Source organism: Micromonospora sp. Mcm103, assembly GCF_024519755.1.
GTDB lineage: Bacteria > Actinomycetota > Actinomycetes > Mycobacteriales > Micromonosporaceae > Micromonospora > Micromonospora aurantiaca.
This window is the reverse complement of sequence record NZ_JALJRJ010000019.1, coordinates 1-23,067: the sequence shown is the minus strand read 5'-3', so window position 1 is coordinate 23,067 and position 23,067 is coordinate 1. Positions and strand designations below refer to the sequence as shown.

Genomic DNA, 23,067 nt, shown 5'->3' with positions numbered 1-23,067 from the left:
TCAGCGCTCTCCGATGGTTGCCCCGTCGCGATCCGCTTCCAACGGATCGACGATCTCGCCCTGCGCGGTCAGCGTGCCCTGCGCCAGCCGAATCACCTTCGGGGTGACCGGCGGCTCCAGGGCGGCCACCGCGCGGAGGCCGGACAGGACGTCATCGGGCCGAACGGACGGGGTGACCTGCCGCACGACCAGTTCGAGTATCGCACACGGTACGGCCGCCGCCCCGGAAGGCGTCTCAGCCGGAGCCATCACATCGATTGATACCACTGCCGCTCGGGCGTCGAACGTACGCCGCCCCTGCTTGGTCATCCGCTCGACCTGGATCTCGTCGGCGGCGGTGAAGGCCGCCACCGCCTGCGCGAGCACCTTCGGGTCGACCTCGGGCAACTCGATGCGCCAGTACGACGCCTCGATCCGGTCGGCCAGGCTGCCACCGGTGGCCTCCACCGCGTCGAGCACGTCGAGTCCGGGTGAGAGGGCGCCGTCGAGGGCTTCGCGCAGCTTCGCCGGGTCGACCGGCTCACGGAGCCCGATCTCCAGGTACTCGGCCTCACTCGCCACACCCGTCGGGGCGGCCGAGGCGTAGGAGATCTTCGGGTGCGGGGTGAACCCCTGGGAGAAGGCGATCGGCACGCCGGCCCGGCGCAGCGCGCGCTCGAAGGCCCGGGCGAAGTCCCGGTGCGAGGTGAACCGCAGCGGCCCACGCTTGGCGTACCGGATACGGACCCGCTGGACGACGGGGGCCTGGCCGCCCTCGGGTTGAGGCTTTCTGGCGATCGTGAGCTCCTCGGCTGTGCCTGCGTATCGGTCTCATCCTGACGCAGCGCCCACCACGCCCCACACCCGGGGCCACCCCACCCACCCCAAACCCACCCAAACCCCGCCCTCGCCCACCCTGGCCCCCGCTCCACCCCGCGCTCGCCTCGCTGATCATGAAGTTAGCGGCGAAGTCGATCTCCGAATGTGCCGCCAACTTCATGGTCGTCGGGCCGAGGGCGTGCCGGGTGGGCGGGCGGGCGCGGGCGGTGCAGGGCGGGGCGGTAGGGGTGTGGGTCAGGAGCGGTTGTCGCCGGGTGGGGCGTAGGGGCTCTGGCCGGGTGGGGCGTGGTGGGCCTGGCCCTGCGGCGGATAGGCGCCCTCGCCCGGCGGGTACGCACCGGGTTGGGGATATCCACCCGGCTGCGGGTATCCGCCCTGCTGGGGATAGCCGCCCTGCTGAGGGTGCGCGCCGTGCGGCGGGTAGCCGCCGGGTGTGCCGTAGCCGGGCGGCTGGGCGGCCGCCTGACCGGCGGGCACCGGCGGGCCCTGACCGTTCAGCCGGTCCAAGTCCTCGTCCGGGATCGCGCCGGCCCGGGCCAGTTCGCGCCGGTGACGGCGGCGGTTCCAGATCAGGAACGCCACGAGCGCCAGCAGGACCACGAGCGCCACGGCGATGCCGATGCCGATGACCATCACCTGCTGGTCGGTGGGGCCGCCCCGGTCGCCGTACTTCGTCACGTCGAAGTTGTCGTCCTCGGCGGCGGCCGGTGGCGCTGACGCGCTCGGCGCGGCAGCCCCGACCAGCGGGTTCGCCGACACCCCCGGCACGTCGGCGGTGAGCGCCGCCACCGGGTCGATCCGGCCGAAGCCGAACCGGGGGTCCCGACCGGGCGGGCCCGCGTCCCGGGCGGTGCGGATGATCCGGTTGATCACGTCGGGCGCGGACAGCTTCGGGTACTTCGACCGGATCAGCGCCGCGACGCCGGAGACGACGGCGGCGGCGTCGGAGGTGCCGTCACCCCAGCCGTAGCCCCGGTCCGGTCCGATGTTGTAGACCTCGTCACCGGGCGCGGCGATCACCGCCTCCGGCCCCGAGGCCGATCCGGACCAGAAGCCCCCGCCCCGGACCGTGCCGGTCACCGCGATCACGCCGGGGATCTTGGCGGGTGAGGTGACGTCCGGGCCGGCCTGCCGGGCGTTGCCTGCGGCGGCCACCACGACCACGTCGCGCTCCAGCGCGTACCGGATCGCGGCCTCCTCGACCTCCTCCACGGCTCCGGCACCGCCGTACGACAGGTTGAGCACCTTCGCCCCGCCGTCGACGGCCATCCGGATGCCCCGCGCGGAGTCGTCCGAGGTGAACGCGTCGCCGGCGGGCTTCCGGATGGGCAGGATCCGGGCGTCGGGCGCGATGCCCACCACCCCGGTCCCGTTGGCCGCGATGATCCCCGCCATGTGGGTGCCGTGACCGTCCGGGTCGCGCCGCCCGTCGCCGGAATCGCGGGTGCTTCCCCCGGCCAGCAACTGGCCCCGCATGTCGGGGTGCCCGGCGTCGACGCCGGTGTCCACCACGCCCACGACGACGCCCCGGCCGGTGGAGATCTGGTGCGCCCGGTCGATCCGCAGCTCGTCCAGATACCACTGCTCGGCGCGACGCGGAGCGGCGACCGCCGGCTGGGCGGCGCCCAGCAGCATCAGTCCGGCAAACAGACCGGCAGCCACCGGCCGGAGCGCGCCGACGTGCACCTTCATCCGTCCGTCCTCATCGCAGGATGCCCGGGGACGCACCGTCACCGGTGCCCCACGGATCGTCGTCCTCAGTCAACCATGACGAGTGCCCTGCCGCGTCGCCGCCGTGACCGGCGCCGCCGTGACCGCCCATCATCCCGCCGCCCATCATTCCGGCGCCGGCCATCCCGCCACGCGCACCGGCCGCGCCGCCCGGGCCCGCCGCGGCCGCGGCCTTCAGCGCGCTGGCCGCGCTGGTGAGCGGCGGAACCTTGCCGTTGCCGCCGCCGACCATGCCGGGCAGGCCGCCCATGGCCATGCCGCCGGCCGCGCCGATCCCACCGCCGCCGATCCCACCGGCCGAGCCCAGGCCGGCGCCACCGCCGCCGAAGCCGCCGCCACCGGCGCTCAGTCCACCCGCGCCACCGCCGACGCCACCGGCCCCGAGGCCGAGCGTGCCGGGCCCGCCGGCGGTGACCGTGCCGGGCCCGCCGGCGCCGGCCAGACCGCTGCCGTACTCCGGTGTGCCCGAGCCGGGGGCGCCACCGAGCTCGGGGATGCCCCCGGTGGTCGGCGGGGTGTAGGAGCCGCCGCCCGGCAGGCCGCCGCCGGGCCCACCGGGGGGCGGCGTGTACGAGCCACCACCGGGCGTGCCGCCACCGATGCCGGTGCTGCCGATGGACGGCATCGGGCCGCCGCCGGGCATGCCACCGCCGGGCATACCGCCGCCGGGCATACCGCCGCCGGGTGCGCCGCCACCGGGCAGGCCACCACCGGGTACGCCCGACGGGGGAACACGCGGGTCGCCCCGGTAGCCGTCGCCGAAGTCGTTCTTGGGCTGGGGTACGGCCAGCTTGGGGCGCTCGGCCTCGACCGCCGCCGGCAACGGCGACATCGCCGCGTTGGCCGCCTTCTGGTTGTCGTTGTACCAGTTGTCGAGGTGCGACTTGGTGTCCCACCAGCCGCCACGCTTCTGGTCGCTGGCGTTGCCGTCGATCTTCATGGTGGCTTCGAGGTCGTCGGCCTTGTCGCGGAACGCGCCGTCGGCGTACAGGGACTGGTTGCCCTGGTAGTCGCTGCGCAGGGCGGCGAGGAAGCCGGACTGGCTCTCCCCGTCGCGGGCGTCGTCCAGCTCGGTGCCGCCGGGCAGGCTCCACTCGTTCCAGCCGAAGTTGTCCATCAGCGGGATCGGGATGCTCGCCACCGTCTTGCGGATGTCACCCTCGATCCGCGACAGCGCGCCACTGACGTTGCTGGCGTGCGTGATGAGGTCCTCGATGTCCTTGCCGATCTCGGACAGGTGCTCGCGGTACGCGTCGCCGCCGCTGCCCTTCCAGCCGGCGAGCATCCCGGGCAGGCCGCCGGTGTGCGGGCGCTCCTGGCCGGCCGCGATCGGACCGACGAACGACCGGCCGACGAGGGAGTCGCGCAGGTGGCCCAGAGCGGTGGAGAGGTTGCTCCACCCCGAGCCGACCACGCCGACGGTGTACGGATCCGCCGACAGCGTCACCTCGCGGACACAGCGTTCCCAGGTGGCTCCAGCCATGACCGTCTCCTCTCTCAGGCCGGGTACGGGTAGGTGGGCGGCTCGGCGCCACCGGGCGGCGGAGCCGCGGACTCCAGCAGCCGTTCGATGTCCTTGCCGTTCGCGGCGTTGCGCTCCTCGGCGTCGCGGAACGCCTTGGCGATGTCCTCGGTGCCCTTCTTCAGGCCGGCCAGCTTGGCCGAGAGACCCTTGAGGTGGGCCTCCATGTTGGCCGTCGAGCGTTCCAGCGCCTGCCACTGCAACCGGGCGTCGGCGAACGCGCCGAACGGGGTGCCGTTGGGCATGATCTGCGGGCTGTTGCTGTCGCCCTTCATGTCCTCCTTGATGCGTTGCATCTCCCAGGAGATGGTGTCCTCGACGTACTGCTTGAGGCGCTCGATGTACTCGGCCGCCGCATCCAGGTCCTCGACGCTGACGTGCAGATCGCCGGTGTCCGGCGGATTGATGCCCATGCTGCCTGTCCTCCCCGCTACCGGCGCGGCCGGTCCATTACGGACGCAGCGTATCGAGGAAGGACCAGTCGGGGCACCCCCACCCCGCGTACCGCGGCGGTCACCGGAGACGACGGAGCGCGGGAACCCGTGTCGGGTTCCCGCGCTCCGGTGCGTACGGGCGGGCTCAGCCCTGGGCGGCGGCGGGCAGCTTCAGCCCGTTGACCGGGGTGAGCGGCAGCAGCTTGCGGCCGGTCGGGCCGATCTGGATCTCGGTGTCCATGGACGGGCAGACTCCGCAGTCGAAGCAGGGCGTCCAGCGGCAGTCGTCCTGCTCGTACTCCGACAGCGAGTCCTGCCAGTCCTGCCAGAGCCAGTCCTTGTCCAGGCCGGAGTCGAGGTGGTCCCAGGGCAGGACCTCCAGTTCCTCGCGCTCGCGGGTGGTGTACCAGTCGAGGTCCACGCCGTACGCGGGCAGCACCTCGGCGGCGGCGTCCACCCACCGCTGGTACGAGAAGTGCTCGCTCCAGCCGTCGAAGCGGCCGCCGTTCTCCCAGACCTTGCGGATCACGGAGCCGACCCGGCGGTCGCCCCGGGACAGCAGGCCCTCGATCAGCGACGGCTCGCCGTCGTGGTAGCGGAAGCCGATCGCCCGGCCCAGCGACCGGTCGCTGTTGATCGCCTGCTTGAGCAGCTTGAGCCGGCCGTCGATGACCTCCGGCCGCTCCATCGAGGCCCACTGGAACGGGGTGTGCGGCTTCGGCACGAACCCGCCGATGGAGACCGTGCAGCGGATGTCCTTGGACCCGGTGGCGGCGCGGCCGGCCCGGATCACCTCGTGCGCCATGTCGGCGATCTCCAGGACGTCCTCGTCGGTCTCGGTGGGCAGGCCGCACATGAAGTAGAGCTTCACCTGCCGCCAGCCGTTGGAGTACGCGGTGACCACGGTGCGGATGAGGTCTTCCTTCGACACCATCTTGTTGATCACCTTGCGGATCCGCTCCGACCCGCCCTCGGGGGCGAAGGTCAGACCGGTCCGGCGGCCGTTGCGGGACAGCTCCTGGGCCAGGTCGATGTTGAAGGCGTCCACCCGGGTCGACGGCAGCGACAGCGAGACGTTGGTGCCGGCGTACTGCTCGGCCAGGCCGGAGCACATGTCGCCGATCTCGGAGTGGTCGGCCGACGACAGCGACAGCAGGCCCACCTCGTGGAAGCCGGAGAACTCCAGCCCTTCCTTGACCATCTGGCCGACGGTGGTGATCGACCGCTCCCGCACCGGGCGCGTGATCATGCCGGCCTGGCAGAACCGGCAGCCCCGGGTGCAGCCCCGGAAGATCTCCACCGCGTACCGCTCGTGGACCGTCTCGGCGAGCGGCACCAGGGGCTTCTTCGGGTACGGCCAGGCGTCCAGGTCCATGGTCGTGCGCTTGTGCACGCGGAACGGCACGTCCGGTCGGTTCGGCACGACCCGCTGGATCCGGCCGTCCGGCAGGTAGTCGACGTCGTAGAAGCGCGGCACGTAGACGCTCTCGGTCCGGGCCAGCCGCAGCAGCAGCTCGTCCCGGCCGCCCGGGGAGCCCTCCGCCTTCCACTCCCGCACGATGGCGGTGATCTCCAGGACCGCCTCCTCGCCGTCGCCGAGCACCGCGGCGTCGACGAAGTCGGCGATCGGCTCCGGGTTGAACGCGGCGTGCCCGCCGGCCACGATCACCGGGTCGGCGTCGGTGCGGTCGGCGGCGAGCATCGGGATGCCGGCCAGGTCGATCGCGGTGAGCAGGTTGGTGTAGCCCAGCTCGGTGGAGAACGAGACGCCGAACACGTCGAAGTCACGCACCGGGCGGTGGGCGTCGACGGTGAACTGCGGCACGCTGTGGGCGCGCATCAGCTTCTCCAGGTCCGGCCAGACCGCGTACGTCCGCTCGGCCAGCACGTCGGGCAGCTCGTTGAGCACCTCGTACAGGATCTGCACGCCCTGGTTGGGCAGGCCCACCTCGTACGCGTCCGGGTACATCAGCGCCCACCGGACGGTCGCGGCGTCCCAGTCCTTCACCACCGCGCCCAGCTCTCCACCCACGTACTGGATGGGCTTGGTCACCTGCGGCAGCAACGGCTCCAGCCGGGGCCAGACCGAGTTGGCGGCGGCGGGACGCGGGGTCGTGGACGGGGCACTCATGATGCCCAAGCGTACGCGGTGCCCCCGCCCTCTCCCGCGCCCGCGCCCGTGTCCACCGCGTTGATCAAGGAGTTTGCGGACTGTCCCACGCTCCCACCGGACACGAACTCCTTGATCACCGGAGTGGGGGCCCGGGGCGGGCGGGATTCGTCCCGGGTGGCGGGGCGGTACTAACCTCGCAACGGGCGCGAGAGGAGATAGCCGCGATGCCGCAGCCGCAGCCGGGGGCGGACCGGCCGGCCGACGGGGCCGAGATGCCGTCCGTCACCGAGCCGGCGACCGCCGCCGACACCGAGGACGCCACCGGCGCCTCGGCTCCGGCGTCCCCGTCCACCACGCCGGAGGGCGCCGACGACCCGACCTCCGCCGACGACCCGACCTCTGCCGACGTTCCGGCCGAGCAGCCGTCCGGCGCCGCCGAGAGCAGGCCGCACGACGGTACGCCCCACCGCCCGCCGTCCGCCGTCGCGCCGGATGAGCAGCCGCACTGCGCCGATCCCGGTGACCAGCCGTCCGGCGGCGCGGCGCCCGCCTCCCCGCCCGACGTCCCGGTCACGCCCAGCCCGGCGGCCTCGACCACCGGCCCGCAGCCGGCCCCCGCCGAGCAGTCGGAGCAGGCCGAACCCGCGCGGCAGGACGGGCGGGCGCTGCCGGAGGACCGCCCCGAGCCGTCCGAGCAGGCCGAACCGGCACGGCGGGACCAACGCGCCGAACCGGCGGGCGAGCCGGCAGACCCGGCCGACACCACCGCGCTCGACGGCACGAGCCCGAACCCACCGGCGAGCACGACGACCGCCGACGCCCCCACCGGCGACGCCGGAACGCCGGCCGACGCGGCCGACGCGCCCACAGACAGCGAGGCCCCGACCGCCGACGCCGGAACACCGGCCGGCATCGACGCCACCCCGCCCGTACCGGTGACCCGGGCGCGGGGATCCGCAGCGGTTCCCGGCCGCACCACGCCCGTCCCCACTCCGCGTACCGGGGGCCGGCCGGATCCGACCCGCATCGACGTCGCGCCGCAGCCACCCCGGGCCGCGACCACGCCGGATCCCACCAAGGTCGAGAACGTCCCGGCCTCCATCCGGGCCGGGAACACGCCGGACCCGACCCGCGTGGAGAACGCCCCGAACCCGACCCGGGCCGAGGCGCCCCGCTGGAGCGGTTCCGCAGCCGTCCCGCCACCGCCGGCACGCCGGCCCGCCTGGGGCGAGTCCGCCGAGCCCACCCCGGTGCCGCCGCTCGCGTCGCCGGAACACGCCACGCCTGTCGACCCGTGGGCGGGGGTGGACACCACCGGCTGGGAGCTGCACGCCCCGGAGCTGCCGCCACCGACGCCGACGCTGCCGTACACCGCGCCCTGGGCCGTGCCGAACAACCCGCACCCGGCGCACCCGGCGCCACCGGCGGCCCACCCGGCCGCTCACCCTGCCCCGCAACCGGCCCGTCCCGCGCCGCCCGCCGCCCGGCCGGTCTCGCCCCCGCCGCACAGCGCCCCGTACCCCGGACCGGCCCAGCCGGTCTCGCCGCCGCACCATCCCGCTCCGCCCGCCGCCCGGCCCCTGCCGCCCGCGGCGCCCGTCGCGCCGCCGGCGAAGCCCGGGCGGCCGCCGAAGCAGCGCCGGGGCAAGGCCGGTCCGCCTGTCGCACCGCCGCCGGGCTGGCAGCAGCCGCCGAAGCGGACCCGCCGCCGGCGCCGCTGGCCCTGGGTGCTGCTGCTCTCCGTCGCCTGCTGCTGCGGGCTCCCGCTCTGGTGGTTCCAGCCGATCTCCACCCAGTACCCGGCCAGCGCCACCCTCCCGGACCAGATCGACTCGATGCGGCTACGTCAGGACGACAGCAGCCGGGCCGCCGCCGAGGAGCTGAAGTCCCGGGTACGCGAGTCGAACCTGCTGGCCGAGGACACGTTCGCCGGCATCTACAGCACGAGCGACGGCAAGCGGGTGACGTTGTTCGGCACCACCGGGCTGCGGTTCAGCCCGGAGTCGGACGCCAAGTCGGAGATCGAACGTCTCGCCGGGGACTACGCCCTGCAGGAGTCGGTGGTGGTGGACACCGGTGTACGGGGACGCCACGAGCGCTGCGCCGTCGGCCGCGCGGACGGCGACTCGGTGGTGGTCTGCGTCTCGGCCGACCACGGCAGCCTCACCACCGGCGTGTTCACCCGGCTGTCGGTGGACGACAGCGGGCGGCTGCTGAACGACCTGCGCCAGCGCGTGGTGGTGCCGAAGTCCTGACCGCTCAGGCGGTCTGCTCGCCGCCGGCCTGGTCGGCGCGCTTCGGGGCGTAGCGCGGCACGTACTCCTGGCCGCTGAGCTTCTGGATCTCGGCCATCATCTCGTCGGTCATCGTGCGCAGCGACGTGCGGTCGTCGGGACGGCCGGTGAAGTCCAGCGGCTTGCCGAACTTCATAGTGATCTTGGCGCGGCCCGGTCGCGGGATCCGCGTACCGATGGGCTGGGCCTTGTCGGTGCCGGTCACGCCGACCGGGATGATCGGCACACCGGCGGCGATGGCCAGCCGGACGGTGCCGGTACGCCCGCGGTAGAGCCGCCCATCCGGGGAGCGGGTGCCCTCCGGGTAGACGGCGACCAGGTCGCCGGCCTTGAGCACCGGGATCGCCGCGTCGAACGCGGTCAGCGCCGCCCGGCCACCGGCCCGCTCGACCGGGATCGCGCCCAGGCCGGTGAGCACGAACTTGGAGAAGCCGCCCTTGAGGCCGGTGCCCTTGAAGTACTCCGACTTGGCCCAGAACGCCAGGTGCCGGGGCACCACGGTGCCGAGGAGCAGTTCGTCGGCGACGGAGAGGTGGTTGCTGGCGAAGATCGCGCCGCCGGTCGCCGGGATGTGCTCCAAACCCTCCACGTGCGGACGGAAGGCCAACCGGAGCGCGGGCGCCACGGTGAGCTTGCCGATGGTGTAGAGCAGGGGCACGGGTCCTCCGGCGGTCGTACGTGAAACAGGCGCTGTCACGGTAGCCGACGCGGCCGTCCGCCACCGAGCGGGTGGCCCGCAGTCCACTCGCTGGGTGCGGGCCCTCCTCCACCCGAGAGGGTGCAGGAGGGCCCGGTCCGCTCACACCTTGCGGACCGTCACCGTCACGCGCTCGCCCTCGCCGGCCTCGCCGGAGAAGCCGTCGAGGCCCTCGGCGAAGTCGATGCTGTCGGCGAGCACCTCCCGGGCCACGAACCCGGTGTACGCGGCGACCGCCGCGCGCACCTCCTCGGACGCCGAGACCGCCACCGTGATCCGGTCGGAGATGTCCAGATCGGCGTCGCGGCGGGCCTGCTGCACGACCCGGACCACGTCCCGGGCCAGCCCCTCGGCGGCGAGTTCCGGCGTGACCTCGGTGTCCAGCACGACCACTCCCTCACCGCCTGGTAGCGGCGCGGAGTGCTCGGCGTCGGCGGCGACCAGGCGCAGCTCGTACTCGCCCTCGGCCAGCGTGACCCCGGCGGCGACCGGGGCGCCGTCGCGCAGCTCCCACTCCCCCGCCTTGACCGCCTTGATGACCTGCTGGACGGCCTTGCCGACGCGCGGGCCGAGCGCCCGCGGCACCACGGTGAGCACCTGCTGGCAGTACGCGGACACCTCGTCGGTGAGCACGACCTCCTTGACGTTGACCTCGTCGGCGACCAGGTCGGCGAAGGGCCGCAGCTGGGCGGCGACGGGCGACGCCACGGTGAGCGTCGCCAGCGGCAGCCGTACCCGCAGGCCCTTGGCCTTGCGCAGCGACAGCGCCGCCGAGGCGACCGCCCGGACGTTGTCCATCGCGGAGACCAGCTCGTGGTCGGCCGGGAACTCGTCCGCCTGCGGCCAGTCGGTGAGGTGCACCGACCGCTCGCCGGTCAGCCCGCGCCAGATCTCCTCGGCGGTCAGCGGCGCCAGCGGTGCCACCACCCGGCAGAGCGTCTCCAGCACGGTCCACAGCGTGTCGAACGCGTCCGCGTCGCCGGCCCAGAACCGGTCCCGGGACCGGCGCACGTACCAGTTGGTCAGCGCGTCCAGGTAGGACCGCACGGTGGCGCAGGCGCCGGAGATGTCGTACGCGTCCATCTGCGCGCCGACGGTCGCGACCAGCTCGTTCGTCTTCGCCAGCACGTACCGGTCGAGCACGTTCGCCGAGTCGGTACGACGACGCGCGGTGTAGCCGTCGGCGTTGGCGTAGAGCGAGAAGAAGTACCAGACGTTCCACAGCGGCAGCAGCACCTGGCGCACCGCGTCCCGGATGCCCGACTCGGTGACCGCCATGTCGCCGCCGCGCAGCACCGGCGAGGACATCAGCATCCACCGCATCGCGTCCGACCCGTACGAGTCGAACACGTGGTAGACGTCCGGGTAGTTGCGCAGGCTCTTGGACATCTTGCGGCCGTCCGAGCCGAGCAGGATGCCGTGGCTCAGGCAGTTGCGGAACGCCGGCCTGTCGAACAGCGCGGTGGCCAGCACGTGCATGGTGTAGAACCAGCCGCGGGTCTGCCCGATGTACTCGACGATGAAGTCACCCGGGTAGTGGTGCTCGAACCACTCGCGGTTCTCGAACGGGTAGTGCACCTGGGCGAACGGCATCGAGCCGGACTCGAACCAGCAGTCCAGCACCTCCGGCACCCGGCGCATCATCGACTTGCCCGTCGGGTCGTCCGGGTTGGGGCGGACCAGGTCGTCCACCGCCGGCCGGTGCAGGTCGGTCAGGCGTACGCCGAAGTCCCGCTCGATCTGCTCCAGCGAACCGTAGACGTCCACCCGCGGGTAGTTCGGGTCGTCGGACTTCCACACCGGGATCGGCGAGCCCCAGAACCGGTTCCGGCTGATCGACCAGTCCCGGGCGTTCGCCAGCCACTTGCCGAACGAGCCGTCCTTGATGTGGCCGGGCGTCCAGTTGATCTGCTGGTTCAGCTCGACCATCCGGTCCTTGAACGTCGACACCGCGACGAACCACGACGACACCGCCTTGTAGACCAGCGGGGTGTCGCAGCGCCAGCAGTGCGGGTAGGAGTGGGTGTAGGTGTCCTGCCGCAGCACCACCCCCCGCTCCTTCAGCTCCCGGATCACCGGCTTGTTCACGTCGAAGACCTGCTCGCCCTGGTACGGCGGCACCAGCGCGGTGAACCGGGTGTGGTCGTCGACCGTCACGACGGTGGGGATACCGGCGGCGTTGCAGGTGTTCTGGTCGTCCTCACCGAAGGCGGGCGCCAGGTGGACGATCCCGGTGCCGTCCTCGGTGGTCACGAAGTCCGCGCCGAGCACCTGGTAGGCGTTCGGGCCGGCCGGCTCGACGAGGAAGTCGTACAGCGGCGTGTAGCGGCGTCCGACCAGGTCGCGGCCGTACACGGTGCCGACCTGCTCGTACCCCTCCAGCTCCTTGGCGTACGCGCCGAGGCGCGCGGCGCCGACGACGTAGCGCTCGCCGTCGCGTTCCAGCAGCGCGTACTCGATGTCGGGGCCGACGGCGAGCGCCAGGTTCGACGGCAGCGTCCACGGCGTGGTGGTCCAGACGCCCAGCTTGACCGGCCCGCGCAGCGGTTCCGGCGCGGTCTCGTCGGCGGTCAGCTCGAACCAGACGGTGAGCGTCGGGTCGTGCCGGTCCCGGTAGACGTCGTCCATCCGGGTCTCGGTGTTCGACAGCGGCGTCTCGCACCGCCAGCAGTACGCGAGCACCCGGAAGCCCTCGTAGACCAGACCCTTGTCGTGCAGGGTCTTGAAGGCCCACATGACGCTTTCCATGTAGTCCAGGTCGAGCGTCTTGTAGTCGTTGGCGAAGTCGACCCAGCGGGCCTGCCGGGTGACGTACCGCTCCCAGTCGTGGGTGAACTCCAGCACCGAGGTGCGGCAGGCGTCGTTGAACCGGGCCACGCCGAGGTCGAGGATCTCCGCCTTGGTGGTGATGCCGAGCTGCTTCTCGGCCACCACCTCGGCGGGCAGGCCGTGGCAGTCCCAGCCGAACCGGCGCTCGACGTGCTTGCCACGCATGGTCTGGTAGCGCGGCACCACGTCCTTGACGTAGCCGGTGAACAGGTGGCCGTAGTGCGGCAGGCCGTTGGCGAACGGCGGGCCGTCGTAGAAGACGTACTCGTTCTCGCCGTTCCGGCCCGCGTCGCGGGCCTCGACCGAGGCCTCGAAGGTCTTGTCGGCCGTCCAGTGCTCCAGCACCCGGCGCTCGACCGCGGGCAGGTCCGGGCTCGCCGGGACACCGGCGCCGGTCGGGTCGTGCAACGGATAGGCCATCGCCTGTCGCTCTCCCTCAGCAGCTCACTCGTCTGTGGTCTGCGAGGACGAGCCGAATCCGGTACGCCGTGACCGGCGTCCCGGGCGTGGCCCGCGGTACCACCCCGCTTGGCGGCCGAGGTGCGACCGCCCGCTCGTTGGCCGGCTGTGACGGGCCGTCCCGTCCGGTTCTACTGAGCCGGTCACCCGGCCGTTCTTCCGGAGGCTCGCCGGTGATGGCCGGGTCGTCGCCTGTGCCCGTCAAGCGTACTCGACCCCCCGCCCACCGCGCCGCCGAGTATCTCCCGCCCGTCTCCGCCCCGCCTCCGCCCCGCCTCCGCCCCGCCGATCATGAGGTTGACGGCGGAATCCGAGATCCACATCGCCGCCAACTTCATGATCAACGAGAGCCTGGGTGAAGGCCCGAGGGGTCAGCGGGAGGTGGGGGCCGGGAGGGTGGTGGTCCAGAGGGAGGTGCCGGCGCGGTCACGCAGGTGGACCGTGAGGGCCGCCGACGGGCCGTCGATCGTCACCTCGCCGAAGTGCTGGAAGCCCTCGGCCGGGGAGGTGTTGGCGCGCGGCGGCGCGTGCACGAAGACCGCCTTCGGGCCGAACGTGCCGTCCAGCGCGTTCGGGCCGAACGCGCCGGCGTGCGCCGGGCCGGAGACGAACTCCCAGAACGGGCTGAAGTCCCGCACCGCGGCGCGCGCCGGGTCGTAGTGGTGGGCGGCGGTGTAGTGCACGTCGGCGGTGAGGAACACCAGCCCGGTCACCCCGGCCCGGTGCGAGACGCGCAGCACCTCGGCGAACTCCAGCTCCCGGCCGGCCGGCGCGCCGGGATCGCCCTGCGCCACGCCCTCCTGCGCGGCGGACCCGTCCGGCACCACCACGCCGATCGGCAGGTCGTTGGCGATCACCTTCCAGGTGGCGCGGGACGCGCTCAGCTCCCGGATCAGCCACTCCCGCTGCGCCCGGCCGAGCAGGCCGCGGTTGCGGTCGGCGTACGTGTTGCCGTCGTTCGGGTCCTTGTAGGTGCGCATGTCCAGCACGAACACGTCCAGCAGCGGCCCGTACGACAGCTTGCGGTACATCGGCCCGCCCGACGGCACCGGCAGCCACTCGTGGAACGCCTGCCGGGCCCGGGCGGCGAGCACGTCCACCCGCTTCTCGCCGTACCGCTCGTCGGTCAGGATCTCCCCCGGGTACCAGTTGTTCACCACCTCGTGGTCGTCCCACTGGTTGATCTGCGGCACCTCGGCGGCGAACGCCCGCAGGTGCTCGTCGAGCAGGTTGTACGCGAACTGCCCCCGGTACTCGGTGAGCGTCTCGGCCACCTTGCTCTTCTCCGGCGTCACCACGTTGCGCCAGGTGCGGCCGTCCGGCAGGACGACGCTCTCGGCCAGCGGTCCGTCGGCGTAGACGGTGTCACCGCTGCACAGGAAGAAGTCCGGGCGGCGCTCCCGCATGGCCCGGAAGATCGCCAGGCCGTCGAAGTCGGTGCTGATCCCCCAGCCCTGCCCGACGATGTCGCCGGTCCACACGAACCGCACGTCACGCCGCTGGTGCCGGCCGGGGGCGGTGGCGAACGAACCGGTCAGCGGCTCGCTGCACAGGCCGTGCCGGTCCAGGCTCTCCACCCGTACCCGGTAGTGCAGCCGCTCCCCTGCGGGCAGGCCGCGCAGGCGGACCTTGCCGGTGAGGTCGCCGGTGGGGTCGACCACCGGGCCGCGCACCAGGCGGGCGCCGCGCAGGTCCGGCCGGCGGCTGACCTCGACCAGCATCCGGCCGGGCCGGTCCGCGCGGGTCCAGACCAGCGCCGAGTCGGCGGTCACGTCGCCGCTCTGCACGCCGTGGGTGAGCAGCGGCCGGCCGTTGCGCCGCAGGCCGGGTGCGGCGGGCGCGCCGGGCGCGCCGAGCAGCGCGCCGCCGGCGACTCCGGCACCGGCGACCAGGCCGGCGCGGAGCAGGGTACGTCGATCGAAGTGCGTCATGGGTTCTCCCGGTCTCGGCAGTGTCGCCAGCCCGGTCTACCGGCCGCAGGTGGCCGGGGACTCCGGTCGAGGTGACCGGCACGTCAACGACTGCTGTCCGGTGCCCCGGCATGACCACCGTCACACCGCCGGGCCGTCACACCGCACCCGCCGTGCCCCGTCCTGTGCGCGTACCCGAACCTCAAGGAGGCGGCGATGAGCCGGATGGACATGGCGGCGGTGGCACCGGAGGCGTACCAGGCCGTGCTGGGCCTGGAGAAGTACGTCCGGGCGAACGTGGACCACACCGTGCTGGAGCTGGTGAAGCTGCGGGCGTCGATGCGCAACGGCTGCGCGTTCTGCGTCGACATGCACAGCCGCGAGGCGCTGGCGGCCGGTGAGGACAGCCGCCGGCTGTTCGCGGTCGCGGCGTGGCGCGAGGCGCCGTTCTTCGACGAGCGGGAGCGGGCCGCGCTGGCCCTCACCGACGCGGTGACCCGGCTCGGCGAGCACGGCGTGCCGGACGACGTCTGGGACGCCGCGGCGAAGGTGTGGTCGGAGAAGGAGCTGGCGGACCTGGTGATGGCGATCGCCACCATCAACGTGTGGAACCGGGTCGCGGTGACCTGCCAGACGCAGCCGCCGGCGCAGGTCTGATCGCTGACACACGACGGCCCCGGTCCCGCCAGGAGCGGGCCGGGGCCGTCGGCGCGTCGGTCAGGCCAGCTCGGGGAACCAGAGCGCGATCTCGCGCTTGGCGCTGTCCGCCGAGTCGGAGGCGTGCACCAGGTTCTCCCGGTTCGACAGCGACAGGTCACCGCGGATGGTGCCGGCGGCGGCCTTGCGGCCGTCCGTGCTGCCGATCATCGCGCGCACGACCTCGACCACCTGGTCGCCGGAGAGCACCAGCGCCACCAGCGGGCCGCTGGTCATGAACGTCTTCAGCGGCGGGTAGAACGGCTTGTCGACGTGCTCGGCGTAGTGCTGGTCGGCGAAGCCGCCGTCCATGGTCCGGCTCACCATCGCGTCGATCCGCAGGCCCTTGCGCTCGAAACGGGACAGGATCTCGCCCACCAGACCGCGGCGCACCGCGTCGGGCTTGATCAGTACGAGCGACCGCTCGTCCGGGCTGCTGCTGGACACGCTGGGTTCCTCCTGCGCACTCAAACGGGGTTCGGCTGGGTACGGTCAGCGTAGCGACCCGGTCCCGGCGCCGGCGCGGCGGCTGCGTCTTCCCTGGCCCGCCGCGGCGGCCTAGCCTGGCCCTGGAACCCCTGGGAGGTCCACTGTGGCGAATGGCGGGAACCGCACGATCGCGCCGGTACGCAAACTGATCGGCGCGGTGCTGGGCACCGTCGCCACCTTCGTGACCGTGTTCGGGCTCGGCATGACCAGCTGGGCCATCGTGGCGCTCGGCGTCGCGCTGCTGGTGCTGGCGATCGCCCTGGCCACGGTACGCGGCGGCGGCCGCACCTGGGTGATCGGCCTCGGGCACGTGCACAGCGCATCCGAGCCGCCCACCCAGTACGCGTTCGGCCGGTGCGAGCTGCAACTGGTGATCGACGCACCGGGGCTGCCGCCCCGCTCCAAGAAGATCATCGAGCCTCGGGTGCCGGTCGCCAAGTGGCCCTCGCTGGGCCAGGCGCTGCCGGTCCGGGTGGCGCTCGACGACCAGCGGCACGTCCGCGTGCTCTGGGACGAGGTGCCCACGCACGCGGAGAGCGCCGCCGCGGTCGCCGACCTGCCACCCGAGTACGCCACCGAGCCGGACCCGCTGGACGAGCCGCTGATCGCGCAGGAGGCACCGCCGTGGGCCGGGCGCGCGCCGGAGGACGACTTCCGCGACGACTACCCGCCCGCGCCGGACCCGTACCTGGACGACGTCCCGCCCCGGGCCGAGGACCGCGAGCCGGTGGTGCTGCACCAGAGCCCCGGCGGCCCGGTGGTGCTGGAGGGCCAGCTCGTCGAGCGGGCCGAACGCACGGCCGGCCCTGACCCGCTCCCCCGCCGCGCCCCGGCGCCCCGCTCGCCGGCCGAGGAGCCGGTCGACACCGTGCCGGTCGAGACAGTGCTCGTCGACTCCGGGCCGGCCGGCTCGGGGCCGGCCGACGCCGGACGGGCCGACATCGGGCCGGCCGACACCGAGACCGACCCGATCGACGTGGCGCTGGACGACCCCGCGGACGCCCCTCGGCGCTCCGACGCGCCGCCGACGCCCGAGGAACTGGACGAGGCGATCTTCGGCCCGTCCGGCGCGACCGAGCCGGACGAGCTGGCCAGCCCGATCAGCGGCGTCGGCATCACGCTGCTCGTCACCGACCTGGACCGGTCCCTCGACTTCTACCGGGAGCTCGGCTTCGAGGAGCTGGACCGGGGCGAGGGCAACGCCGTGCTCGTCTCCGGGCCGACCCGGCTGGTGCTGCGCCGGGTGACCGGCGCCGCCCCGATCAGCCGCCGCCTGGTGCACGTCAACCTGGAGGTGGACGACATCCAGGGTGCGTACGAGCGGCTGCGCGACTCCGGCGTCCGGTTCACGTACGCCCCGCGCGTGGTCAACCGGGGCACCAAGCTGGAGGTGTGGGCGGCTGCCTTCCGCGACCCCGACGGCCACGGCGTCGCGCTGACTCAGTGGCGCACCCTCGCCCAGGTGTAAGGAAGGCCCCCTTCTCAACACCCGCGACAGCGCGACGGCGCTCAGCCGAGGATGACCCGCCGCACGTGCAGTGCGTACGCCCACACCAGCGCGAACATCACGCCGAGCGCGAACAGCGACCAGTGCAGCAGCCCGGAGAGCAGCAGCAGTCCCTGGATGACGGTGCCGGCGTGCCATGCCCACGGGCGGCGCATCATCCCGGCGAGCACCACACAGGCGACCGCCAGCGTCACGATCGCGCCGATCGCCGCGCCGCTCAGGTCACCGCCGACCACCCGGATCGGCTGGATGGCGAGCAGCAGCACCAGCGCCTCCAGCGACATCGTGCCGGCGCCGAGTCCGCGTACCGCCTTGTCCGGGTTCCGCAGCCCGGACCGGCGGACGCCGCCCACCGGCTCCGAGCCACCCGCCTGCTCCGAACCGGCCGCCTGCTCCGGGTCCGTCGGCTGCTCAGCGCCGGTCGGGCGCTGCTGCGGGCCGGTCATCGCTTGAGCAGCCGGCGGGCGTCGGCCACTGTCACCACCGATCCGGTGATCAGCACGCCCACCCCAGACAGCTCGCCCGGCACGTCCGCCTCGGCCTCCGCCACCGCCGCCTCGATGGCGTCAGGCATCTCCCGGGTCACCTGCACCCGCTCCGGCCCGAAGATCTCCCGCGCCAGCGCGGCCAGCTCGTCCACCGGCATCGCCCGGGCCGAGCTGTTCTCCGCCACCACGATCGAGTCGAGCACCGGTTCGAGCAGTTCCAGCAGGCTCGCCGCGTCCTTGTCACCGAGCACCGCCAGCACGCCGACGAGCTTGCTGAACGCGAACTCCTCCTGCACGGCGGCGACCGTCGCGGCCATCCCGTGCGGGTTGTGCGCGCCGTCGAGCAGCACCGTCGGGGCGCTACGCACCCGCTCCAGCCGGCCCGGCGAGCTGGTCGCGGCGAATCCCTCACGGACCGCCTCGATGTCGAGCTGCCGCCGGGCGCCGGCACCGAGGAACGCTTCCACGGCGGCCAGCGCGACCGCCGCGTTCTGCGCCTGGTGCGCGCCGTGCAGCGGGATGAAGATCTCCTCGTACACTCCGCCCAGGCCCTGGATGGTCAGCACCTGGCCGCCGACCGCGACCGCGCGGCGCAGCACGCCGAACTCGGCGCCCTCGCGGGCGACGGTGGCGTTGACCTCGGCGCAGCGTTCCAGGATCGGACGAGCAGCCTCCTCCTCCTGCGCCGCCGCGATCACTGTGGCGCCAGGATGGATGATGCCGGCCTTGTGCAGCGCGATGTCCTCGATCGTGTCGCCGAGCCACTCGGTGTGGTCCAGCCCGATCGGGGTGATCACGGCGACGCCGGCCTGGATCACGTTCGTCGCGTCCTCCGCGCCGCCGAGCCCGACCTCCACCACCGCCACGTCGACCGGGGCGTCGGCGAACGTGGCGAACGCCAGCGCCGTGGTCATGTCGAAGTACGTCAGCGGCTCGGCGAACCGCTGGTCGACCAGCTCGGCCAGCGGCGCGATCTCACGGTACGTGGACACGAACCGCTCCTCGCTCACCGCCTCGCCGTCCAGGCTGATCCGCTCCCGGACGGTCTCCAGGTGCGGGCTGGTGTAGCGGCCGGTGTGCAGCCCGAACGCCCGCAGCAGCGAGTCGATCATCCGGGCCGTCGAGGTCTTGCCGTTGGTGCCGGTCAGGTGGATCGACGGGTACGCCCGCTGCGGGCTGCCCAGCAGGTCGAGCAGGGTCTCGATCTTCTCCAGCTCGAAGTGCATCCGGGTGAAGCCGCGCGCGTTGAGCGCGGCCTCCACCTCGGCGAACTCGGTGCGGTCGTTCACGAGGGTAGCGCCTCCAAGGCGGCGTCGATCCGGACCAGGTCCGCCTCGGCCACCGCCAGCCGTTCGCGGATCTTCGCCACCACCGGCTCGGGCGCCTTGCCGACGAACGCCGGATTGTCCAGCTTCGCCCGCGCCTGGGTGGCCTCCTTCTCGGCTGCCGCCCGGTCCTTGGTGAGCCGGGCGCGCTCGGCGGCCACGTCGATCGAGCCGCGGGTGTCGAGCGCGACGCTCACCGCGCCGGGCATGGCCAGCGTGGCGCTCGCCTGGAAGTCGACGCCCGGCGCGTCCAGCCGGGCCAGCGAGCGCACCAGCGGCTCGTGCGCCGCGATGCCCGCGCCGGCCAGGCCGTCGAGCCGCGCGGCGACCCGCTGGGTCGGCCGCAGCCCCTGGTCCGACCGGAACCGCCGGACCTCGGTCACCACCCGCTGGAGGGTGCCGACCTCGCCCTCCGCGGCGTCGTCGATCAGGGTACGGTCGGCGACCGGCCAGGACGCCGACAGTACGGTCTCGCCGCCGCTGAGCGCGGCCCACAGCTCGTCGGTGACGAACGGGATGACCGGGTGCAGCAGCCGCAGGAGCTGGTCCAGCACGTGGCCCAGCACGCGGCGGGTGGCGTCGGCGGCGGGGCCGCCCTCGGCCAGCACGGGCTTGCTCAGCTCCACGTACCAGTCGCAGACGTCGTCCCACGCGAAGTGGTAGAGCAGGTCGCAGACCTTCGCGAACTCGTACGCCTCGAACTGCTCGTCGACCTCGGCGGTGACGTGCGCCAGCCGGGACAGGATCCACCTGTCGACGGTGGAGAGGTCGGCGGCGGCCGGCAGCGGCCCGTCGGTGTGCGCGCCGTTGAGGAGCGCGAACCGGGTGGCGTTCCAGAGCTTGTTGCAGAAGTTGCGGGAGCCCTGGCACCACTCCTCGCTGACCGGCACGTCCTGGCCGGGGTTGGCGCCCCGGGCCAGCGTGAACCGGGTGGCGTCGGCGCCGAACCGGTCGATCCAGTCCAGCGGGTCGACCACGTTGCCGAACGACTTCGACATCTTCTTGCCGTGCTCGTCGCGGACCATGCCGTGCAGCGCCACCACGTCGAACGGCTGTACGCCGTCCATCGCGTACAGGCCGAACATCATCATCCGGGCGACCCAGAAGAACAGGATGTCGTAGCCGGTGACCAGCACGCTGGTCGGGTAGAACTTCGCCAGGTCCGGAGTCTGTTCCGGCCAGCCGAGCGTGGAGAACGGCCACAGCCCGCTGGAGAACCAGGTGTCCAGGACGTCCTCGTCCCGCCGCCAGCCCTCGCCGGACGGCGGCTCCTCGTCCGGGCCGACGCAGACGATCTCGCCGTCCGGGCCGTACCAGACGGGAATGCGGTGGCCCCACCACAGCTGGCGGGAGATGCACCAGTCGTGCATGTTGTCGACCCAGGCGAAGTAGCGCTTGGCCAGCTCGGCCGGCTCGATCTTCACCCGGCCGTCGCGCACCGCGTCACCGGCGGCCTTGGCGAGCGGCGCGGTGTTGACGAACCACTGCAACGACAGGCGCGGCTCGACAGTCGTCTTGCACCGCGAGCAGTGGCCGACCGCGTGCAGGTACGGCCGCTTCTCGGCCACGATCCGGCCCTGCTCGCGAAGTGCCGCGACGATGGCCGGGCGGGCCTCGTACCGGTCCAGGCCCTGGAACGGGCCGGGCGCGGTGATGACGCCGCGCTCGTCCATGATCGTCAGCGAGGGCAGGTCGTGCCGCTGGCCGATCTCGAAGTCGTTCGGGTCGTGCGCCGGGGTCACCTTGACCATGCCGGTGCCGAAGCTCGGGTCGACGTGCTCGTCGGCCACGATCGGGATCCGCCGGTCGGTGAGCGGCAGCTCCACCTCGGTGCCGATCAGGTGCTTGTAGCGCTCGTCGTCCGGGTGCACCGCCACCGCGGTGTCGCCGAGCATGGTCTCCGCGCGGGTGGTCGCCACCACGACCTCGTCGCCGTAGCGGATCGAGACCAGCTCGCCCTCGTCGTCGGTGTGCTCCACCTCGATGTCGGACAACGCGGTGAGGCAGCGCGGGCACCAGTTGATGATCCGGTTGGCCCGGTAGATGAGCCCGTCGTCGAAGAGCTTCTTGAACATGGTCTGCACGGCCCGGGACAGGCCCTCGTCCATGGTGAAGCGCTCACGGTCCCAGTCGACCGCGTCGCCGAGCCGGCGCATCTGGCCGAGGATCGCGCCGCCGGACTCGGCCTTCCACTGCCAGACCCGCTCGACGAACTTCTCCCGCCCGAGGTCGTGCCGGGACAGCCCCTCACCGGCGAGCTGCCGCTCGACCAGGTTCTGGGTGGCGATGCCGGCGTGGTCCATGCCCGGCAGCCAGAGCGCCTCGTACCCCTGCATCTTCTTCCGCCGGGTGAGCGCATCCATGAGCGTGTGCTCGAACGCGTGCCCCATGTGCAGCGAGCCGGTGACGTTCGGCGGCGGGATGACGATGGTGAACGGCGGCTTCTCGCTGTCCGCCGACGCCCGGAAGTGCCCGCCGGCTACCCACTGCTCGTACCGTCGCTGCTCTACCTCGCCGGGCTGGTACTGGCCGGCGAGGGTCGGGGCGTCGGGGCGTCGGGCATCCAGTCTCTCGGTCACCCTGAAAGTCTACGGAGCGCTTTCGGGGACCCGACGTGCACCACCTGTGATTCGCGTACGGTGGCGGTCATGTCCGACGCGCATCTCACCGAGCGCCCGGTCGACGGGGGTTCCGATCCGGTCGAGCTGACCGATGAGCCGATCGAGCTGAGCCGCCGCGATCCCGCGCAGGAGCCCGAACGCCGTCCCATGTCCCGGCGCCGGAAGATCGTCCTCGCCTCCCTGCTGGCGGCCGGCCTGGCCGGTGCCGGCGCGCTCGGGCTGGGCGGCTGGCGGGTGATCCAGCAGAAGGACACCACGCTCGGTCAGCCGGCCGAGGTGGCCGGGCTGGTACGCGACGACAGCGAACGGGCCCGCAGCACCGCCGACTACCTGCGCGACGGACTGGCCGCCGACATCGAGCTGGACCGCGGCTACGGCGCCGTCTACTCCGACCCCGGGGACGCCAAGCGTTCGGTGCTGCTGTTCGGCGGCACCACGCTGCTCTGGCAGCCCGAACGTGACCTGGACACCCTGTTCGGCCTGATGGCCGACGAGACCGGCCGGGTGGCAGGGCTGCGCGAGGTGGACGCGGGTCGCCTAGGCGGCGTGATGAAGTGCGGTACGACGAGCGGCGACGGCGGCGACTTCGCGGTGTGCGGGTGGGCCGACCACGGCAGCGTGGTGATGGGCATGTTCCCGGGCCGCCGGGTCGACGACGCAGCGGCCCTGTTCCGGGACATCCGCGAGTCCGTCCAGCGCCGCTGACCCGCGACCTCGGCGCTCACTCGTCCGCGCCGGTACGGGCGAGGTGACCACAAACGCCTTGCCCCGTCCCCGCCACGTCGCCGTGCCGGCGGTCCCTTCCCCTCCATGCCACCGGTTCCGGGGTAGGGGCTGCCCAGCCGCCTGTTCGGGGTGGGTGGATGCCGCGCAGGCCGTGCCGCCACTTCGGGGAGGTGGCGGGACGATTCGCCAGTTCGGCGAGGTGGCTGGATCCGGGGCAGTTCGTTGCCGCCACTTCGGCGTAGTGGTGGCCGATTCGCCAGCTCGGCGAAGTGACCGATGCGCCCATCACCCGCATCGGGGCCGGCAACGCAATTCAGGGCCACCCCGGTGGGGGTGGCCCTGAATTTGAAATATTGTCCGGCGGTGTCCTACTCTCCCACACCCTCCCGAGTGCAGTACCATCGGCG

The 23,067-nt window shown here is 72.9% G+C and carries 16 protein-coding genes; 4 read left to right on the top strand and 12 right to left on the bottom strand.

Annotation, left to right across the window (positions count from 1 at the left end; translation table 11 throughout):
• From OC439_RS22225 to OC439_RS22200, 5 genes are all read right to left on the bottom strand, one after another.
• Nucleotides 1-720, bottom strand: coding sequence for a TIGR03936 family radical SAM-associated protein (locus OC439_RS22225; RefSeq protein ID WP_135241611.1), 720 nt, complete (start codon nt 718-720; stop codon nt 1-3).
• A gap of 333 nt (nt 721-1,053) precedes the next feature.
• The gene (gene mycP, locus OC439_RS22215; protein WP_315985945.1) at nt 1,054-2,511 is read right to left on the bottom strand and encodes a type VII secretion-associated serine protease mycosin; all 1,458 of its coding nucleotides are present in this window, start codon (nt 2,509-2,511) and stop codon (nt 1,054-1,056) included.
• A 10-nt stretch (nt 2,512-2,521) separates the two neighbouring features.
• Nucleotides 2,522-4,033 carry a hypothetical protein gene (locus OC439_RS22210; RefSeq protein ID WP_262015122.1) on the bottom strand — a complete coding sequence of 504 codons (1,512 nt, stop codon included), beginning with the start codon at nt 4,031-4,033 and terminating at the stop codon, nt 2,522-2,524.
• A gap of 14 nt (nt 4,034-4,047) precedes the next feature.
• Complete coding sequence (locus OC439_RS22205) at nt 4,048-4,485, bottom strand: hypothetical protein (RefSeq protein ID WP_262015121.1); 438 nt, start codon at nt 4,483-4,485, stop codon at nt 4,048-4,050.
• Nucleotides 4,486-4,651: 166 nt separating this feature from the next.
• Nucleotides 4,652-6,637, bottom strand: coding sequence for a TIGR03960 family B12-binding radical SAM protein (locus OC439_RS22200; RefSeq protein WP_262015120.1), 1,986 nt, complete (start codon nt 6,635-6,637; stop codon nt 4,652-4,654).
• A gap of 206 nt (nt 6,638-6,843) precedes the next feature.
• Between OC439_RS22200 and OC439_RS22195 the strand changes: the two genes are divergently transcribed.
• Nucleotides 6,844-8,874, top strand: a complete 2,031-nt coding sequence (locus OC439_RS22195) for a hypothetical protein (protein ID WP_262015119.1) — start codon at nt 6,844-6,846, stop codon at nt 8,872-8,874.
• Nucleotides 8,875-8,878: 4 nt separating this feature from the next.
• Here the strand turns inward: OC439_RS22195 and OC439_RS22190 are convergent, their stop codons facing one another.
• From OC439_RS22190 to OC439_RS22180, 3 genes are all read right to left on the bottom strand, one after another.
• Nucleotides 8,879-9,571 (bottom strand): lysophospholipid acyltransferase family protein, encoded by a 693-nt coding sequence (locus tag OC439_RS22190; protein WP_262015118.1) that lies wholly within the window; start codon nt 9,569-9,571, stop codon nt 8,879-8,881.
• A gap of 141 nt (nt 9,572-9,712) precedes the next feature.
• Nucleotides 9,713-12,859, bottom strand: coding sequence for an isoleucine--tRNA ligase (gene ileS / locus OC439_RS22185; protein WP_262015117.1), 3,147 nt, complete (start codon nt 12,857-12,859; stop codon nt 9,713-9,715).
• A 410-nt stretch (nt 12,860-13,269) separates the two neighbouring features.
• Nucleotides 13,270-14,829: an alkaline phosphatase D family protein gene (locus tag OC439_RS22180; RefSeq protein WP_262015116.1), complete on the bottom strand. Its 1,560-nt coding sequence runs from the start codon at nt 14,827-14,829 to the stop codon at nt 13,270-13,272.
• Between the two features lie 195 nt (nt 14,830-15,024).
• Here OC439_RS22180 and OC439_RS22175 point away from each other — a divergent pair, with 195 nt between their 5' ends.
• Nucleotides 15,025-15,465, top strand: a complete 441-nt coding sequence (locus tag OC439_RS22175) for a carboxymuconolactone decarboxylase family protein (protein WP_262015115.1) — start codon at nt 15,025-15,027, stop codon at nt 15,463-15,465.
• A 60-nt stretch (nt 15,466-15,525) separates the two neighbouring features.
• Here the strand turns inward: OC439_RS22175 and ndk are convergent, their stop codons facing one another.
• A complete protein-coding gene (gene ndk / locus OC439_RS22170) occupies nt 15,526-15,951 on the bottom strand; it encodes a nucleoside-diphosphate kinase (RefSeq protein ID WP_013475497.1) in 426 nt (141 codons plus the stop codon).
• 145 nt (nt 15,952-16,096) lie between these two features.
• On the opposite strand from ndk, the gene OC439_RS22165 reads away from it, so the two are divergent.
• Entirely contained in the window at nt 16,097-17,461 is a 1,365-nt protein-coding gene (locus OC439_RS22165) for a VOC family protein (RefSeq protein ID WP_262015114.1), read from the top strand.
• Between the two features lie 41 nt (nt 17,462-17,502).
• On the opposite strand, the gene OC439_RS22160 is transcribed toward OC439_RS22165, so the two are convergent.
• From OC439_RS22160 to OC439_RS22150, 3 genes are read right to left on the bottom strand one after another with little or no spacing between them, the layout of a single operon-like run.
• Entirely contained in the window at nt 17,503-17,946 is a 444-nt protein-coding gene (locus OC439_RS22160) for a DUF4233 domain-containing protein (protein WP_262015113.1), read from the bottom strand.
• A complete protein-coding gene (locus OC439_RS22155; RefSeq protein ID WP_410054949.1) occupies nt 17,943-19,214 on the bottom strand; it encodes a bifunctional folylpolyglutamate synthase/dihydrofolate synthase in 1,272 nt (423 codons plus the stop codon). The genes OC439_RS22160 and OC439_RS22155 overlap by 4 nt, the downstream gene beginning before the upstream one ends.
• 59 nt (nt 19,215-19,273) lie before the next feature.
• Nucleotides 19,274-21,892 carry a valine--tRNA ligase gene (locus OC439_RS22150; RefSeq protein ID WP_262015111.1) on the bottom strand — a complete coding sequence of 873 codons (2,619 nt, stop codon included), beginning with the start codon at nt 21,890-21,892 and terminating at the stop codon, nt 19,274-19,276.
• Between the two features lie 69 nt (nt 21,893-21,961).
• On the opposite strand from OC439_RS22150, the gene OC439_RS22145 reads away from it, so the two are divergent.
• The gene (locus tag OC439_RS22145; protein WP_262015110.1) at nt 21,962-22,639 is read left to right on the top strand and encodes a hypothetical protein; all 678 of its coding nucleotides are present in this window, start codon (nt 21,962-21,964) and stop codon (nt 22,637-22,639) included.
• The last annotated feature ends 428 nt before the right edge of the window (nt 22,640-23,067 follow it).